Source organism: Leclercia sp. W17 (assembly GCF_003336325.1).
Lineage (GTDB): Bacteria > Pseudomonadota > Gammaproteobacteria > Enterobacterales > Enterobacteriaceae > Enterobacter.
In genome coordinates this window covers 1859064-1873997 of sequence record NZ_CP031101.1, presented here as the reverse complement: position 1 = coordinate 1873997, position 14934 = coordinate 1859064, and the positions used below count along the sequence as shown (strand labels likewise).

General features: G+C 56.9%; 15 protein-coding genes. 6 read left to right on the top strand and 9 right to left on the bottom strand.

Annotation, left to right across the window (positions count from 1 at the left end):
- Positions 1–4: 4 nt before the first annotated feature.
- The 5 genes from ruvA to aspS form a co-directional block, all read right to left on the bottom strand.
- The gene (gene ruvA, locus DVA44_RS09185) at positions 5–616 is read right to left on the bottom strand and encodes a Holliday junction branch migration protein RuvA (protein ID WP_103180063.1); all 612 of its coding nucleotides are present in this window, start codon (positions 614–616) and stop codon (positions 5–7) included.
- An 83-nt stretch (positions 617–699) separates the two neighbouring features.
- Positions 700–1221 (bottom strand): crossover junction endodeoxyribonuclease RuvC, encoded by a 522-nt coding sequence (gene ruvC / locus DVA44_RS09180; RefSeq protein ID WP_103180064.1) that lies wholly within the window; start codon positions 1219–1221, stop codon positions 700–702.
- 34 nt (positions 1222–1255) lie between these two features.
- Positions 1256–1996, bottom strand: coding sequence for a YebC/PmpR family DNA-binding transcriptional regulator (locus DVA44_RS09175; RefSeq protein WP_103180065.1), 741 nt, complete (start codon positions 1994–1996; stop codon positions 1256–1258).
- 27 nt (positions 1997–2023) lie between these two features.
- A complete protein-coding gene (nudB, locus tag DVA44_RS09170) occupies positions 2024–2467 on the bottom strand; it encodes a dihydroneopterin triphosphate diphosphatase (RefSeq protein WP_103180066.1) in 444 nt (147 codons plus the stop codon).
- Between the two features lies 1 nt (position 2468).
- Positions 2469–4241: an aspartate--tRNA ligase gene (aspS, locus tag DVA44_RS09165; protein WP_114386403.1), complete on the bottom strand. Its 1773-nt coding sequence runs from the start codon at positions 4239–4241 to the stop codon at positions 2469–2471.
- A 240-nt stretch (positions 4242–4481) separates the two neighbouring features.
- Between aspS and DVA44_RS09160 the strand changes: the two genes are divergently transcribed.
- The 5 genes from DVA44_RS09160 to cmoB are packed head-to-tail and all read left to right on the top strand — an operon-like array spanning position 4482 to position 8058.
- Positions 4482–5048 carry a hydrolase gene (locus DVA44_RS09160; RefSeq protein ID WP_103822386.1) on the top strand — a complete coding sequence of 189 codons (567 nt, stop codon included), beginning with the start codon at positions 4482–4484 and terminating at the stop codon, positions 5046–5048.
- Positions 5045–5863 carry a DUF72 domain-containing protein gene (locus DVA44_RS09155; RefSeq protein WP_114386401.1) on the top strand — a complete coding sequence of 273 codons (819 nt, stop codon included), beginning with the start codon at positions 5045–5047 and terminating at the stop codon, positions 5861–5863. Before DVA44_RS09160 ends, DVA44_RS09155 begins: the two co-directional genes overlap by 4 nt.
- A 50-nt stretch (positions 5864–5913) precedes the next feature.
- Positions 5914–6309, top strand: a complete 396-nt coding sequence (locus DVA44_RS09150; RefSeq protein WP_114314606.1) for an MAPEG family protein — start codon at positions 5914–5916, stop codon at positions 6307–6309.
- 40 nt (positions 6310–6349) lie between these two features.
- Positions 6350–7090, top strand: a complete 741-nt coding sequence (gene cmoA, locus DVA44_RS09145) for a carboxy-S-adenosyl-L-methionine synthase CmoA (RefSeq protein ID WP_103822388.1) — start codon at positions 6350–6352, stop codon at positions 7088–7090.
- Positions 7087–8058: a tRNA 5-methoxyuridine(34)/uridine 5-oxyacetic acid(34) synthase CmoB gene (gene cmoB, locus DVA44_RS09140; RefSeq protein WP_103822389.1), complete on the top strand. Its 972-nt coding sequence runs from the start codon at positions 7087–7089 to the stop codon at positions 8056–8058. Before cmoA ends, cmoB begins: the two co-directional genes overlap by 4 nt.
- A gap of 520 nt (positions 8059–8578) precedes the next feature.
- On the opposite strand, the gene cutC is transcribed toward cmoB, so the two are convergent.
- Together cutC and DVA44_RS09130 are read right to left on the bottom strand one after the other, a co-directional pair.
- Positions 8579–9322, bottom strand: a complete 744-nt coding sequence (gene cutC / locus DVA44_RS09135; RefSeq protein ID WP_114386399.1) for a copper homeostasis protein CutC — start codon at positions 9320–9322, stop codon at positions 8579–8581.
- A gap of 84 nt (positions 9323–9406) precedes the next feature.
- A complete protein-coding gene (locus tag DVA44_RS09130; RefSeq protein WP_114317068.1) occupies positions 9407–9967 on the bottom strand; it encodes a VOC family protein in 561 nt (186 codons plus the stop codon).
- Positions 9968–10141: 174 nt separating this feature from the next.
- On the opposite strand from DVA44_RS09130, the gene argS reads away from it, so the two are divergent.
- Positions 10142–11875, top strand: coding sequence for an arginine--tRNA ligase (gene argS, locus DVA44_RS09125; RefSeq protein WP_114386397.1), 1734 nt, complete (start codon positions 10142–10144; stop codon positions 11873–11875).
- Between the two features lie 142 nt (positions 11876–12017).
- On the opposite strand, the gene DVA44_RS09120 is transcribed toward argS, so the two are convergent.
- Positions 12018–13157: a glycoside hydrolase family 105 protein gene (locus DVA44_RS09120; protein WP_114386395.1), complete on the bottom strand. Its 1140-nt coding sequence runs from the start codon at positions 13155–13157 to the stop codon at positions 12018–12020.
- Between the two features lie 4 nt (positions 13158–13161).
- Positions 13162–14745 carry an MFS transporter gene (locus DVA44_RS09115; protein WP_114386393.1) on the bottom strand — a complete coding sequence of 528 codons (1584 nt, stop codon included), beginning with the start codon at positions 14743–14745 and terminating at the stop codon, positions 13162–13164.
- Positions 14746–14934 lie beyond the last annotated feature (189 nt).

Sequence of the window (14934 nt, the reverse complement as noted above, 5' to 3'; positions counted from 1 at the left end):
TACCTCACAATGCGGCGCGCAGCGCTTCACGAATCAGGGTTTCACTGGTGGCGTCCGGTTTAGCCACTTTGCTAATCATCCGGCTCGCTTCCTGAGGTTTATAGCCCAGCGCCACCAGCGCGGCAACCGCTTCCTGTTCCGCATCGTCTGTTGCCGGGCCAGCCGGTGAGGTCAGCACCAGGTCGGCGGCAGGGGTAAACAGATCGCCATGCAGACCTTTAAAGCGATCTTTCATCTCGACAATCAGGCGCTCGGCCGTTTTCTTACCGATGCCAGGGAGCTTAACCAGGGCAGCGGGATCTTCACGCTCTACGGCGTTAACAAACTGCGGAGCCGACATCCCGGAGAGGATCGCCAGCGCCAGTTTTGGCCCCACGCCGTTGGTTTTAATCAGCTCTTTAAACAGGGTGCGTTCCTGCTTGTTGTTAAAGCCATACAGCAGCTGGGCATCTTCACGCACCACAAAGTGGGTAAAGACAATCGCTTCCTTGCCCGCGTCCGGCAATTCATAGAAACAGGTCATCGGCATATGGACTTCGTAGCCCACGCCTCCGGTCTCAAGCAGCACTATCGGGGGTTGTTTTTCTAGAATGATGCCTCTGAGTCTGCCTATCACGTGACGCTCCTGCGTTAAGGGCTAAAAGTTACCGCTGCCATAATAAAAAAAGGCTGGATAAACATCCAGCCTGATTTTTACATTTAGCGCAATCGACCGCGCGCCAGATTGAGCCGCGATTCGCTCATCTGCACCGCATTCTGGCTGATGTGGCAATGGGTAATGGCGATCGCCAGGGCATCGGCAGCATCCGCCTGCGGATTGGCGGGCAGTTTAAGCAGGGTACGCACCATGTGCTGCACCTGGCTTTTTTCCGCACTGCCAATTCCCACCACGGTCTGCTTAACCTGCCGTGCGGCGTATTCAAACACCGGCAGATCCTGATTCACCGCCGCGACAATCGCCACGCCGCGCGCCTGGCCAAGCTTCAGCGCCGAGTCGGCGTTTTTCGCCATAAATACCTGTTCAATGGCGAAATAGTCCGGCTGAAACTGGGTGATGATCTCCGTCACGCCCGCATAGATCAGCTTCAGGCGCGACGGCAGATCGTCCACTTTGGTACGGATACACCCACTGCCCAGGTAGGTCAACTGTCGCCCGACCTGACGGATAACGCCATAACCGGTGATGCGTGAGCCCGGGTCAATACCGAGAATAATTGCCATCACGCCGCTCCGGTTATTGGTTTACGTTGGGCCATTACAGCGTAGCCGCAACCTCGTCGGAGATTTCACCGTTGTGGTAGACTTCCTGCACATCGTCGCAATCTTCGAGCATATCGATCAGACGCAGCAGTTTTGGTGCGGTTTCCGCATCCATATCCGCTTTGGTGGACGGGATCATGGAGACTTCAGCCGCGTCGGCTTTCAGGCCCGCCGCTTCCAGTGCATCACGCACCGCGCCCATCTCTTCCCATGCGGTATAGACGTCAATCGCGCCGTCGTCATAGGTCACCACATCTTCAGCACCGGCTTCCAGCGCCGCTTCCATGATCACATCTTCGTCGCCTTTCTCGAAGGAGATGACGCCTTTTTTGCTGAACAGGTAGGCAACGGAACCGTCGGTACCCAGGTTGCCACCGGTTTTGCTGAAGGCATGACGCACTTCCGCCACGGTACGGTTACGGTTGTCGGACAGACATTCAACCATGACCGCTGTACCGCCAGGACCGTAACCTTCATAAATAATGGTTTCCATGTTCGCGTCTTCATCGCCGCCTACGCCACGGGCGATAGCACGGTTCAGGGTGTCGCGGGTCATGTTGTTGCTCAGCGCTTTATCGATCGCTGCGCGCAGACGCGGGTTGGAACCGGCATCGCCGCCACCCAGACGGGCTGCGGTGACCAGCTCGCGAATGATTTTGGTAAAGATCTTACCGCGTTTGGCATCCTGTGCCGCTTTGCGGTGTTTGGTGTTGGCCCACTTACTATGACCTGCCATAAAAATATCCTCAAAGAGCGCGCCCTTTCAGGCGGCGTTAATTACAAATTCTTCAATCGCCTGCCGGTTGCTCCACGACTTGGTTAACGCCGCAGCTTCGGTCGCATTAACCCAGCGGTAGGTCAAATGTTCGGTGAACACGATCTCCCGTTCGTGGGGAAGCGCAAGGCAGAACCATGATTCTGTATTGCGTTCAGTCCCCGGCGCATAGCGATGACGTAAATGACTAAAAATTTCAAACTCCACCGTGCGCTGACAGTCCTTCAGGGTCAGTTGCTCGCGAGCAACATCAATGGTGACCTCTTCCTTTACTTCACGCGCGGCGGCCTGCAACGCGGTTTCTCCCTCCTCCAGGCTGCCGGTTACCGACTGCCAGAAGGCGGGATCGTCGCGTCGCTGCAACATCAGCACCCGCTTCGTGTCTTCTGCATAAATGATCACTAACACGGAAACGGGAAGCTTATATGCCATATCAGTTTTTCTCTTCCTTTTTCACCACTTCGATACCCAGCTCGCTCAGGGCGGTTGGGTTAGCAAAGCTTGGCGCTTCGGTCATCAGACAGGCCGCGGCGGTGGTTTTCGGGAAGGCGATAACATCACGAATGTTGTCGGTACCGGTCAGCAGCATGGTCAGGCGATCCAGACCAAAGGCCAGGCCCGCGTGCGGAGGCGTGCCGTACTTCAGGGCATCCAGCAGGAAGCCAAACTTCTCGCGCTGCTCTTGTTCGTTAATGCCCAGAATACCAAACACGGTCTGCTGCATTTCACCGCTGTGAATACGCACGGAACCGCCACCCACTTCGTAGCCGTTGATGACCATATCGTAGGCATTCGCCACGGCATCTTCCGGCGCCGCTTTCAGCTCTGCCGCGCTCATATCTTTCGGCGAGGTGAACGGGTGGTGCATAGCGGTCAGGCCGCCTTCGCCGTCGTCTTCAAACATTGGGAAGTCGATAACCCACAGCGGTGCCCATTTGGCTTCGTCGGTCAGGTTCAGATCTTTACCCAACTTCAGACGCAGTGCGCCCATTGAATCGGCAACCACTTTCTTGTTGTCTGCCCCGAAGAAGATCATGTCGCCGTCCTGGGCTTCGGTGCGCGCCAGGATGGATTCGACGATCTCAGCATTCAGGAATTTCGCCACCGGGCTGGTGATGCCTTCGATGCCTTTCGCGCGCTCGGTGACTTTGATGTAAGCCAGGCCTTTCGCGCCATAAATCTTGATGAAGTTACCGTAGTCGTCGATCTGCTTACGGCTCAGGCTCGCACCGCCCGGTACGCGCAGGGCAGCCACGCGGCCTTTCGGATCGTTAGCCGGGCCGGAGAAGACCGCAAACTCTACGCCTTTCACCAGGTCGGCAACGTCCACCAGCTCCATCGGGTTACGCAGGTCTGGCTTGTCGGAGCCGTAACGGCGTTCTGCTTCGGCGAAGGTCATGATCGGGAATTCGCCCAGATCCACACCCTTCACGTCCAGCCACAGGCTGCGCACCAGCGCTTCCATCACTTCACGCACCTGCTCGGCAGTCATGAAGGAGGTCTCGACGTCGATCTGGGTAAATTCTGGCTGACGGTCAGCGCGCAGGTCTTCGTCACGGAAGCATTTGACGATCTGATAGTAGCGGTCGAAACCGGACATCATCAGCAGCTGTTTGAACAGCTGAGGAGACTGTGGCAGCGCGTAGAATTTGCCTTTATGGACGCGGGATGGCACGAGGTAGTCGCGTGCGCCTTCCGGGGTCGCTTTGGTCAGCATCGGGGTTTCGATATCGAGGAAACCGTGATCGTCCATAAAGCGGCGCACCAGGCTGGTGATTTTCGCGCGGGTTTTCAGGCGTTCGGCCATTTCCGGGCGACGCAGATCGAGGTAGCGATATTTCAGACGCGCTTCTTCGGTATTGACGTGGTTGAAATCCAGCGGCAGCGATTCTGAACGGTTGATGATGGTCAGATCGGTCGCCAGCACTTCGATTTCGCCGGTCGCCATGTCGCTGTTGATGTTTTTCTCGTCACGCGCACGCACGGTACCGGTCACCTGGATGCAGAACTCGTTACGCAGTTCAGCTGCCAGCTTTAACGCATCGGCGCGGTCTGGATCGAAAAACACCTGCACGATGCCTTCACGGTCGCGCATATCGATAAAGATAAGGCTGCCAAGATCACGACGACGGTTGACCCAACCACACAAGGTCACCTGCTGTCCGACGTGGGACTGACGCAGCTGCCCGCAATATTCTGTACGCATGAGATATCCCTTAACTTAGCCGCAGGCTACTATGTCGCAGCTTTTTGTATGTCAAACTGGATGAAAAAAGGCGGCTATTATACTGGAAATTCCGCCAGACGATAAGAGAGAAGCGCGCCATGCGCGCGTTTGCTGCTCGCATCTTGCATATTCTCACAAAATTTAACAAAAATATCAGACCTGGGACAGGCTGGCTCAGCGTAAGGTATTAGCATGGCTCACTATTTAACAGGAAAAACCATGTTCACACTCGACGCTGCCCGTACCGCCCTTGTGGTGATTGATTTACAGGAAGGGATCCTGCCCTTTGCCGGTGGCCCGCATACCGCTCAGGATGTGGTCAGCCGCAGCGCACGTCTGGCGGAAAAATGCCGCACCAGCGGCTCGCCGGTGGTGATGGTCCGCGTGGGCTGGTCCGCTGATTTCGCCGAGGCGCTGAAGCAGCCGGTAGATGCACAAGCCCCTGCCCATGCTCTGCCGGAAAATTGGTGGGACTACCCGCTGTCACTGGGTAAGCAAGAGAGCGATATCGAAGTGACCAAGCGCCAGTGGGGCGCGTTTTACGGCACCGATCTTGAGTTACAGCTGCGTCGTCGCGGCATCGATACGATCATTCTGTGTGGGATCTCCACCAATATTGGCGTCGAATCCACCGCCCGCAACGCCTGGGAGCTGGGCTTTAACCTGGTGATCGCCGAAGATGCCTGCAGCGCAGCCTCGGCCGAGCAGCACCTCGGCAGTATGACGAATATCTTCCCGCGTATTGGCCGGGTACGCAGCACCGAAGAGATAATCAACGCACTATGATCTATCTGGGGTTACCCCAATGGTCGCACCCGAAATGGGTGCGGCTGGGCATAACGGGTCTTGAAGAGTACGCCCGCCACTTTAATTGTGTGGAGGGTAACACCACGCTCTATGCCCTGCCTAAACCTGAAGTGGTGGCGCGCTGGCGAGAGCAGACCAGCGACGACTTTCGTTTCTGCTTTAAATTCCCGGCCACCATCTCCCATCAGGCTGCGCTGCGTAACTGTGACGATTTAACCGCAGAATTTTTTACCCGCCTGTCGCCGCTGGCCAACCGCATCGGCCAGTACTGGGTGCAGCTCCCCGCCACCTTTGGCCCACGCGATCTGCCCGCGCTATGGCAGTTTCTTGATGCCCTGCCCCGGGAGTTCACTTATGGCGTTGAGGTTCGTCATCCTGAGTTCTTCATGAAAGGCGAGGCGGAGAAAGCGCTTAACCGCGGTCTGCATGAGCGGGGCATCAATCGCACCATTCTCGACAGCCGCCCGGTTCACGCCGCCGTGCCGCACAACGAGGCCATCATCGATGCCCAGCGTAAAAAACCGAAGGTACCGGTTCATGCGGTAATGACCGCCAGCAATCCAATGGTGCGTTTTATCGGCAGCGACAACATGCCGCAAAACCAGGCGCTGTTTGCTGTCTGGTTACAGACCCTGGCGAAGTGGGAACAGACCGCCACGCCGTATCTTTTTTTGCATACCCCTGATATCGCCCAGGTGCCGCAACTGGTCGATGCTCTCTGGCACGCCTTGCAGGCCGTGGCGCCGTCCATTGGCGACGCTCCCACGATCCCGCAACAATCTTCTCTTTTCTGAGCTCACCCCCTATCATAGAAGTGCCATCTGCCAAAAAACAGGGAGTTTGTATGGTTTGCGCGCTGTATGCGGTACTGGGTGCGTTACTGTTAATCAAGTTTTCGTTCGATATTGCGCGCCTGCGGATGTTGTACCGCGTCTCTTATGGCGACGGAGGTTTCTCTGAGTTGCAAACCGCAATCCGCATTCATGGCAATGCGGTGGAGTATCTCCCGACAGCACTGATCTTGCTGTTATTTATGGAAATGAATGGCGCGGAGACCTGGATGGTGCATGTCTGCGGCCTGCTGCTGATCCTTGGGCGCCTGATGCACTACTATGGTCTCCATCAGCGCCTGTTCCGCTGGCGCCGCTCCGGCATGAGCGCGACCTGGTGTTCGCTTGTGCTAATGGTGCTGGCTAACCTGTGGTATATGCCCTGGGAGTTGGTTTTCTCCCTGCATTAGCGCACAATACGCCCCTTTATTTATCCCGGATTTTTACGTTATGTCAGATCGCGACACGCTTTTTTCTGCGCCTATCGCCAGTCTGGGCGACTGGACCTTTGATGAACGGGTGGCTGAAGTCTTCCCGGATATGATCCAGCGCTCGGTCCCCGGCTACTCTAATATCATCTCCATGATTGGCATGCTGGCGGAACGTTTTGTTCAGCCGGACACGCAGGTCTACGATCTGGGATGTTCGCTGGGCGCAGCCACGCTGTCGGTTCGTCGTAATATTAAGCACGACGGTTGCAAAATTATCGCTGTGGACAACTCACCGGCCATGGTTGAACGCTGCCGCCGCCATATCGACGCCTGGAAAGCCCCGACGCCGGTAGAAGTGGTCGAAGGCGATATCCGCCATATCGAGATTAAAAACGCCTCGATGGTGGTGCTGAATTTTACCCTGCAATTCCTGGTGCCCGAAGACCGTCAGCTGTTGCTGGACAAAATTTATCAGGGGCTTAACCCTGGCGGCGCCCTGGTGCTGTCGGAAAAATTCAGTTTCGAAGATGCCACCGTCGGCGAACTGCTGTTCAACATGCACCACGATTTCAAACGTGCCAACGGCTACAGCGAGCTGGAGATTAGCCAGAAGCGCAGCATGCTGGAAAATGTGATGCTGACCGATTCGGTTGAGACCCACAAAGCCCGACTGCACAAGGCCGGATTCGCGCACAGCGAGCTGTGGTTCCAGTGCTTCAACTTTGGCTCACTGGTGGCGCTGAAAGGCGGTAACGCATGATTGATTTCGGTAACTTTTATCAGCTGATTGCCAAAAACCACCTCTCCCACTGGCTGGAAACCCTGCCCGCTCAGATTGCCGCCTGGCAGCGTGAATCCCTGCACGGCCAGTTTAAGCAGTGGAAAAATGCGGTGGAATTTCTGCCGGAGATGACGCCCTATAAGCTCGACCTGCTGCACAGCGTTACCGCCGAGAGCGAACAGCCGCTGAGCGAAGGCCAGATGCTGCGTCTCGAAAACCTGATGCGCAACCTGATGCCATGGCGCAAAGGGCCGTTTTCCCTCTACGGCATGCAGATCGACACCGAATGGCGTTCAGACTGGAAGTGGGAGCGCGTGCTGCCGCACCTCTCTGATTTAACCGGACGCACCATTCTGGATGTCGGCTGCGGCAGCGGCTATCACATGTGGCGTATGATTGGCGCAGGCGCCCATCTGGCGGTAGGCATCGACCCGACCCAGCTCTTCCTCTGCCAGTTCGAAGCGGTGCGCAAACTGCTGGGCAACGACCAGCGTGCGCACCTGCTGCCGCTGGGGATTGAGCAACTCCCGGCGCTGGCGGCGTTCGACACCGTCTTCTCCATGGGCGTGCTCTACCATCGCCGCTCCCCGCTGGAACACCTCTGGCAGCTGAAAGATCAGCTGGTCAACGGCGGTGAGCTGGTGCTGGAGACGCTGGTGGTTGAAGGGGATGAGAACACCGTGCTGGTGCCTGGGGATCGCTATGCCCAGATGCGTAACGTCTACTTTATTCCGTCGGCGCTGGCGCTGAAAAACTGGCTGGCGAAGTGCGGTTTTGTCGATATCCGCATCGCGGATGTCTGCCCTACCACTACCGACGAACAGCGCCGCACCGAGTGGATGACCACCGAATCTCTGGCCGAGTTCCTCGATCCGAATGACAGCAGCAAAACGATTGAGGGTTATCCAGCCCCGGTCCGCGCGGTGTTGATTGCCACTAAGCCCTGATTTTCCTTCCCAGCCCTACATGATTTGCTCCCTCTCCCTTGAAGGAGAGGGCTGGAGTAAGGGGAAACATGCGACTGAGGTGGTGGTTCCGTTCACCTTACGTTCTGCGCTTCTCTGTCAACAGCGTCACCCGTGAACGTGTGAAGGGGGCTCGCCGCCGCCCCCTTCACAATCCCGGCTCCCGGCAAAGAAAATCGCCGCTTCGCGGTGACCCTCAGCTTATTCCTTCAGGCTTTCGGGTCGGGCACCAGCCTGCATCCCTGCAGGCTATGCCCTCTCGGCGCATCCCTGCGCCTCGCCCCGGCCTTCCGGAAACGCTTCGGCGATTTTCAGCCGGATCGGGTAGCCGCTGTAAGCCCTTTATTCTATTATTTTTCTTCATAGCTTTAAGAACATAAATAGTATCAGGAACGGTTCTGCGTTCTCAAAAATGAGACAAAAAAAGACCCCTGTTGAAATTGCAGGGGCCTGGTACAAACAAGCATCATATTGGGCGACATGATGCGCGGTAAAAACTGGTTTAGCGACAATACTTTTCAATTATCGCCTTCATCTCTGCAACCGACTCTCCCTCGACGCCGTAGCGGGAATATTCATCCGCATCGGCATCCGTGGACATCGACAAGCCTGTGTTGCGATAGCGCATGGGTGACGGCAACCACTTGCCTGCCGAGCTGTGTAACTCTTCCACCCCTGCCTGTAAAAACGTCTCCAGATTGGCGGCGCGAACGCCAGCACCCGCCATTATTATTGGAACACCTGATTGCGCTTTTAGTTCCTTAATTAATGAAATACCTTTTTCGGCGGAGGCGTGTTGACCCGAAGTCAGCACACGCGCAACCCCCAGTTCCGCGAGGTTTTCAAAGGCTTGCCGCGGATTTACACACATATCGAAGGCGCGATTAAAAGTTACCGCCATCCCCTCTGCGGCGGCCATAATCTGGCGCATGCGCGGCATATCGATATGGCCATCCTCATCGAGCAGGCCGGTCACCAGCCCCGGATACCCCAGCTCACGCACCAGGGCGATATCTTCAAGCATGGCGTTAAATTCACCGCTGCTGTAGCAAAAGTCCCCGCCACGGGGTCGAATAATCGGGTGAACCGGAATGCTCACCGCCTGACGCACCGATTTCAGCACCCCATAAGAGGGGGTCAGCCCGCCCTCTTTCGGGGCGGCACAGAGTTCAATGCGATCGGCGCCATGCGCCTGCGCGGTCACGGCGCACTCCATGCTGTAACAACAGATCTCCAGCAATGCCACGAAGCCTCCTTATAGCCTGTTGGGTTTTGCATCATGCCATGCCGCCTTCCCCGCGACACAGCGTCACCTCACAACTCTTTCGCTTTATTGTTCACTGGCGACAATCTCTTCGATTGTCCAGGGGTGAAACTTCACCGTCACGCTGCCGTCGGTAACCGCCAGGGTCGGATTTGGCAGGCGCTCGCGCTCCCCTTTTGGCGAGCTGGTTTTCACAAAAATGCCCGGCTGACTTAAGCCCTCATCAGAGAGCAGCGCCAGGGCGCGGGCATTCAGGGTTTCCGGGTCGCCGGGCAGGACAATCTCGATATGCTCCCAGCCTTCGTGGGGGTAGCGTTTTTCACCCGGCCACGGCAGTTCAACCACCGTAAAGCGCCAGTGGGCGACGCAGACGGGTTCATGCAGCTTAAAGAGACAGATAGGACGACCATTGATGATGTTTTCCGAGAGCAGTTCGCCGCACTGCTCAAACCCGCGCCGCCAGCGCTCCGCCGTGGCATTCTGATGGCAGCGCAGGGAGATGTGGTCCGCCGCGAGCGGTGCGATATCCAGACCCAGGCGAGCGGAAAGCGCCGCAAAGGCGTCAGTAAAACGCGGTAAATCGGCTGCAATATCCTGCAGGTCGTCAATAGATTGCCAGTTCGCCATCATCAGTACTCTTATCGTCATGCAAAAGCGTTAATTTACTCTGTTGCTGGCCTGCGACCAACCGCTGTTTTGAGCCAGTGCTGACGGCAACGGGCAATTGCAGTATACTCCCGGCCTAAATTCGTTAACGGGCGCGGCAACGTGATGCGCGCGTCAAAAATGTAAGGTATCCCGGTGAATATTCAGGCTCTTCTCTCAGAAAAAGTCAGTCAGGCACTGATTGCTGCAGGCGCACCTGCAGACTGTGAACCGCAGGTTCGTCAGTCCGCGAAAGTACAGTTTGGCGACTATCAGGCCAATGGCGTGATGGCCGTAGCGAAAAAACTGGGCATGGCGCCACGACAACTCGCAGAGCAGGTTCTGTCCCATCTGGATCTCAGCGGTATTGCCAGCAAAACCGAAATCGCCGGACCGGGCTTTATCAACATTTTCCTCGATCCTGCCTTCCTGGCGCAGAACGTTGATGCCGCGTTGCAGTCCGATCGTCTGGGTGTGGCGCAGCCGCAGCCTCAGACCATCGTCGTTGACTACTCTGCCCCGAACGTGGCGAAAGAGATGCACGTCGGCCATCTGCGCTCCACCATCATCGGTGATGCCGCGGTGCGCACCCTGGAGTTTCTTGGCCACAACGTGATCCGCGCGAACCACGTCGGCGACTGGGGCACCCAGTTCGGGATGCTGATCGCCTGGCTGGAAAAGCAGCAGCAGGAAAATGCCGGTGAAATGGCCCTGGCGGACCTCGAAGGCTTCTACCGCGATGCGAAAAAGCACTACGACGAAGATGAAGCCTTTGCCGAGCGCGCCCGTAGCTACGTAGTGAAACTGCAGGGCGGCGATGCCTACTTCCTTGAGATGTGGCGCAAGCTGGTGGACATCACCATGTCCCAGAACCAGATCACCTATGACCGCCTGAACGTCACCCTGACCCGTAAGGACGTGATGGGTGAAAGCCTCTATAACCCAATGCTGGCCGGTATCGTGGCCGATCTGAAGGCCAAAGGCCTGGCGGTCGAAAGCGAAGGCGCGACGGTGGTGTTCCTTGACGAGTACAAAAACAAGGAAGGCGAACCGATGGGCGTCATCATCCAGAAAAAGGATGGCGGCTTCCTCTACACCACCACCGATATCGCCTGCGCGAAATACCGCTATGAAACCCTGCATGCGGATCGCGTCCTCTATTACATCGACTCCCGTCAGCACCAGCACCTGATGCAGGCGTGGACCATCGTGCGTAAAGCGGGCTATGTACCGGATTCCGTACCGCTGGAGCACCACATGTTCGGCATGATGCTGGGTAAAGATGGCAAGCCGTTCAAAACCCGTGCGGGCGGTACCGTGAAGCTGGCGGATCTGCTGGACGAGGCGCTGGAGCGTGCCCGTCGTCTGGTCGCGGAGAAAAACCCGGATATGCCTGCCGATGAGCTGGAAAAACTGGCCAACGCCGTCGGTATCGGTGCGGTGAAATATGCGGATCTCTCCAAGAACCGGACCACCGACTACGTTTTCGACTGGGATAACATGCTGGCGTTCGAAGGTAACACCGCACCGTACATGCAGTATGCCTACACCCGTGTGCTGTCTGTCTTCCGTAAGGCTGAGATCGATGAAAGCGTGCTGGCCCGGACGCAGGTGACCATCACTGAAGATCGTGAAGCGCAGCTGGCGGCGCGTCTGCTGCAGTTCGAAGAGACGCTCTCCGTGGTCGCCCGCGACGGCACCCCGCACGTGATGTGTGCCTACCTGTACGATCTGGCGGGCCTGTTCTCCGGCTTCTACGAGCACTGCCCTATCCTCTCTGCCGAGAGCGAAGCGGTACGCAACAGCCGCCTGAAGCTGGCGCAGCTGACGGCGAAGACCCTGAAGCTGGGTCTGGATACCCTGGGTATCGAAACCGTAGAACGTATGTAACATCGGTGCCCGGTTAATGCCTGATGACGCTTCGCTTATCAGGCCTACAAAAACCGGTTATCGCAATAACACAAAACCCGGCGCAAGCCGGGTTTTGTGTTTGTAGCCCCGGTAAGCGTAGCGCCACCGGGGAGTGCAGTGGTCAAAAATACTTGCGCAGATACTCCGTCAGACAGAGGATTGCCATCGCCTGACCATACGGCATTGAGGTCAACGGGATCTGGCGATAGAACTCCAGATCGCTGCCCATTCCGGTACCGAACGAGGTTTGCAGCAGTTCGCCTTCCGGGGAGATGTTCTTCACGATCCCGCGAATGGCTCTCTCCGCCACTTCCGCATATTCGGCCCCTACATAGCGCTTGCGTACCGCCTTCAGGATCCCGTAGCTGAACCCGGCGGTGGCCGAGGCCTCCAGATAGGAGTTGGGATCGTCGAGCAACGTATGCCACAGGCCGCTCTCATCCTGACACTTCGCCAGGGCGGCAATCTGCGCGTTCAGCACTTGCACCAGATAGCGGCGCACGGCGTTGTTCTCCGGCAGATCCACCAGCTCAAGGAAATCAGGAATAACGATCGTCAGCCAGCTGTTGCCGCGCGCCCAGCGGGCGTTGGCAAAGTTGTGGTGGCCGTCGTAGTTCCAGCCGTGGAACCAGAGCCCGGTCTCCCGATCCATCAGATTCTGCACGTGCAGCAGGAACTGATAGACCGCCTCCTCCACATATTCGGGTTTATTGAGCAGTTTACCAATCTTCGCCAGCGGCAGGACGGTCATCATCAGGGTGTCGTCCCACATCTGCTGGTGGTTCTCCTCCGCCAGGGTGATGTGCTGCATACCGCCGTGATCGGTGCGCGGCATCTCGTTCATCGCCCACTCCGCCCAGCTCTCCAGCCACGGCAGCCAGGCCGGGTTGCGCGTCTCTTCATAGCGATATGCGAGGGTCAAAAACGGCGACATGGTGTTGACGTTTTTGGTGGTGGCCCCTTCGGCAAAACGCTCGGCAAACCAGCTGTCGATGATATCGCGCATCGCTTCATCCCCGGTCTGGCAGTAATATTGCCAGATACCGTAGAGACCAACGCCGTGGGTCCACTCCCAGCCCGCCCAGCCTTTGGTGTCGATTACCCGCCCGTCGTCCAGCCGCAGTAAAAACTCGCCGGTTTTATCGTGAATGTTCACCAGGTTATGCGTCACGTTTTGGATCAGCGTTTTCAGTTCATCTCTGGCGATAAAACGCTCTGGCTGACGCAGTAACGGGCTATGTTTGACAGGCCAAACCTTCATAATCTTAACCTCTGTTGTATGTCGAATTCAGTGGAGCACGTTCTTTCAGGGACGGTGCAGCGGGTTTATTGCGGTTCAGATAGCCGATGTTGTTGTTTCCCCACAGGCAGTCGTAAGGCATACCGGCCAGCATCTCAACCGTGGCGCGGGCCTGCGGCGTGGCGGCCTCCGGCATCGCGCGGCCAGATTCACGCATTTTGGCCGTCTCTTCACGCAGCGTACTGTGCGTCTGTAAATTCAGCTTAAAGCGCAGCGACACCAGGAAGCCGCAGGTCAGCACCAGAATAGTGCCCACGCTCAGGATCATCAGAATGGTGTGGCTTACCCCTTCCGGCTGCACCTTCTGGCCGCTGACAAAGCCAGACATCTGCATGACGATACCCACCAGCATGATGGCTCCCGCCTGGGACGCTTTACGGGTCAGCGTCATGATCCCGGCGAAGATCCCTTCGCGGCGCTGGCCGGTGATGACTTCATCCACGTCAGCGATATAGGTGTAGGTGTTCCACGGCACATAGTTGATCCCACCGCGACCCAGACCCGCCAGAGCAGAGACCAACAGCAGCAGTGCGTAGATGTCGCTCATACCGGCGTAATACAAACCGGCATAGGAGAGCGACGCCAGACCGAACAGCACCACCACCATGCGGTACGACGGTGCCGGTCCAAAACGGATGCAGAGCGGAATCATCGCGATAACGGCCAGGAACTGGAAGATAGCCATGGTGCCCAGCAGATTCGAGGCCATAGAGGCTTCCTGCATCAGCACAAAGACCACGTAGTAGGTAAAGACGGCGTTGAATACGTCCTGGGCGATGTAGCCCCCAAGGTACATCCCCAGGTGCTGGCGGAAGATTTTGATCCGCAGGGTAGAGCTCAGCTCAACGAACAGACGGTTCAGGCTCTGGCCGAGGGTCAGTTTTTTCTTCTCCTCTTCGGCACGCAGCGCGGCTTCGCTCCACTCTTCACGCGGACGTTCCCAGGTGAAGAACCAGACGAAGGTCAGCATCAGGGCGCACAGCACCGAGAAGACCAGGCTGGCATAGAAGAAGGAGATGGCATTGTCTTTACCGAAGTGGGTTAACAGAATACCCGGCAGGAACGAGGCCAGAATCGCTGACATCTGCGCCATGGAGATACGCGCGCCGGAGAATTTGGTTTTCTGTTTGAAATCGTCGGTCATCTCCGGCACCAGCGTTTCGTACGGGACCAGGATCATGGTGTAGACGATATCGAAGAGCAGATAGGTCAGCAGGTAGTACCAGAAGCCCATATCGCCGACCCACATCAGCGAGTAGCTGAAGACGCAGGGAATGCCGAGCAGAATAAAGAACTTGCGGCGGCCAAAGCGTTTGCCAAGCCAGGTGGTGCCAAAGTTATCGGTCAGGAAGCCCATCAGCGGACTGACGACGGCATCCAGAACCCTTGCCGCCGCAAAGATGAAGGTGGCCTCAATCGGCGTGAGGCCACAGAAGGTGGTGTAGAAATACAATAGCCAGGCAGCGGTCAGCGCTGTGGTCCCTGCCCCGAGAAAATCACCCGATCCGTAAGCAAGATAGTTCGCGAGTCCAATTTTACGTGTTTTCATTACCGTCGACCCTGTAAGTTTTAGATGACTCCCGGTTAACGCGACGCCAACGGGAGTGACTAGACGGTTACAGTAAGAGTATCGCTTACGGGATACCTTTCTGTTTCTGCCACCGCCAGGCGGCAACTGGCAAAAATGCAAAGAGAATTACTACGCGTGTCACTGTTTTATAAAACAGCGTTTCTTTTG

Bases quoted from the DNA above. Each gene is read 5' to 3' on its own strand.
- ruvC (WP_103180064.1), bottom strand. From the start codon at position 1,221: ATGGCAATTATTCTCGGTATTGACCCGGGCTCACGCATCACCGGTTAT.
- DVA44_RS09175 (WP_103180065.1), bottom strand. From the start codon at position 1,996: ATGGCAGGTCATAGTAAGTGGGCCAACACCAAACACCGCAAAGCGGCA.
- nudB (WP_103180066.1), bottom strand. From the start codon at position 2,467: ATGGCATATAAGCTTCCCGTTTCCGTGTTAGTGATCATTTATGCAGAA.
- aspS (WP_114386403.1), bottom strand. From the start codon at position 4,241: ATGCGTACAGAATATTGCGGGCAGCTGCGTCAGTCCCACGTCGGACAG.
- DVA44_RS09160 (WP_103822386.1), top strand. From the start codon at position 4,482: ATGTTCACACTCGACGCTGCCCGTACCGCCCTTGTGGTGATTGATTTA.
- DVA44_RS09155 (WP_114386401.1), top strand. From the start codon at position 5,045: ATGATCTATCTGGGGTTACCCCAATGGTCGCACCCGAAATGGGTGCGG.
- DVA44_RS09150 (WP_114314606.1), top strand. From the start codon at position 5,914: ATGGTTTGCGCGCTGTATGCGGTACTGGGTGCGTTACTGTTAATCAAG.
- cmoA (WP_103822388.1), top strand. From the start codon at position 6,350: ATGTCAGATCGCGACACGCTTTTTTCTGCGCCTATCGCCAGTCTGGGC.
- cmoB (WP_103822389.1), top strand. From the start codon at position 7,087: ATGATTGATTTCGGTAACTTTTATCAGCTGATTGCCAAAAACCACCTC.
- DVA44_RS09130 (WP_114317068.1), bottom strand. From the start codon at position 9,967: ATGGCGAACTGGCAATCTATTGACGACCTGCAGGATATTGCAGCCGAT.
- DVA44_RS09120 (WP_114386395.1), bottom strand. From the start codon at position 13,157: ATGAAGGTTTGGCCTGTCAAACATAGCCCGTTACTGCGTCAGCCAGAG.
- DVA44_RS09115 (WP_114386393.1), bottom strand. From the start codon at position 14,745: ATGAAAACACGTAAAATTGGACTCGCGAACTATCTTGCTTACGGATCG.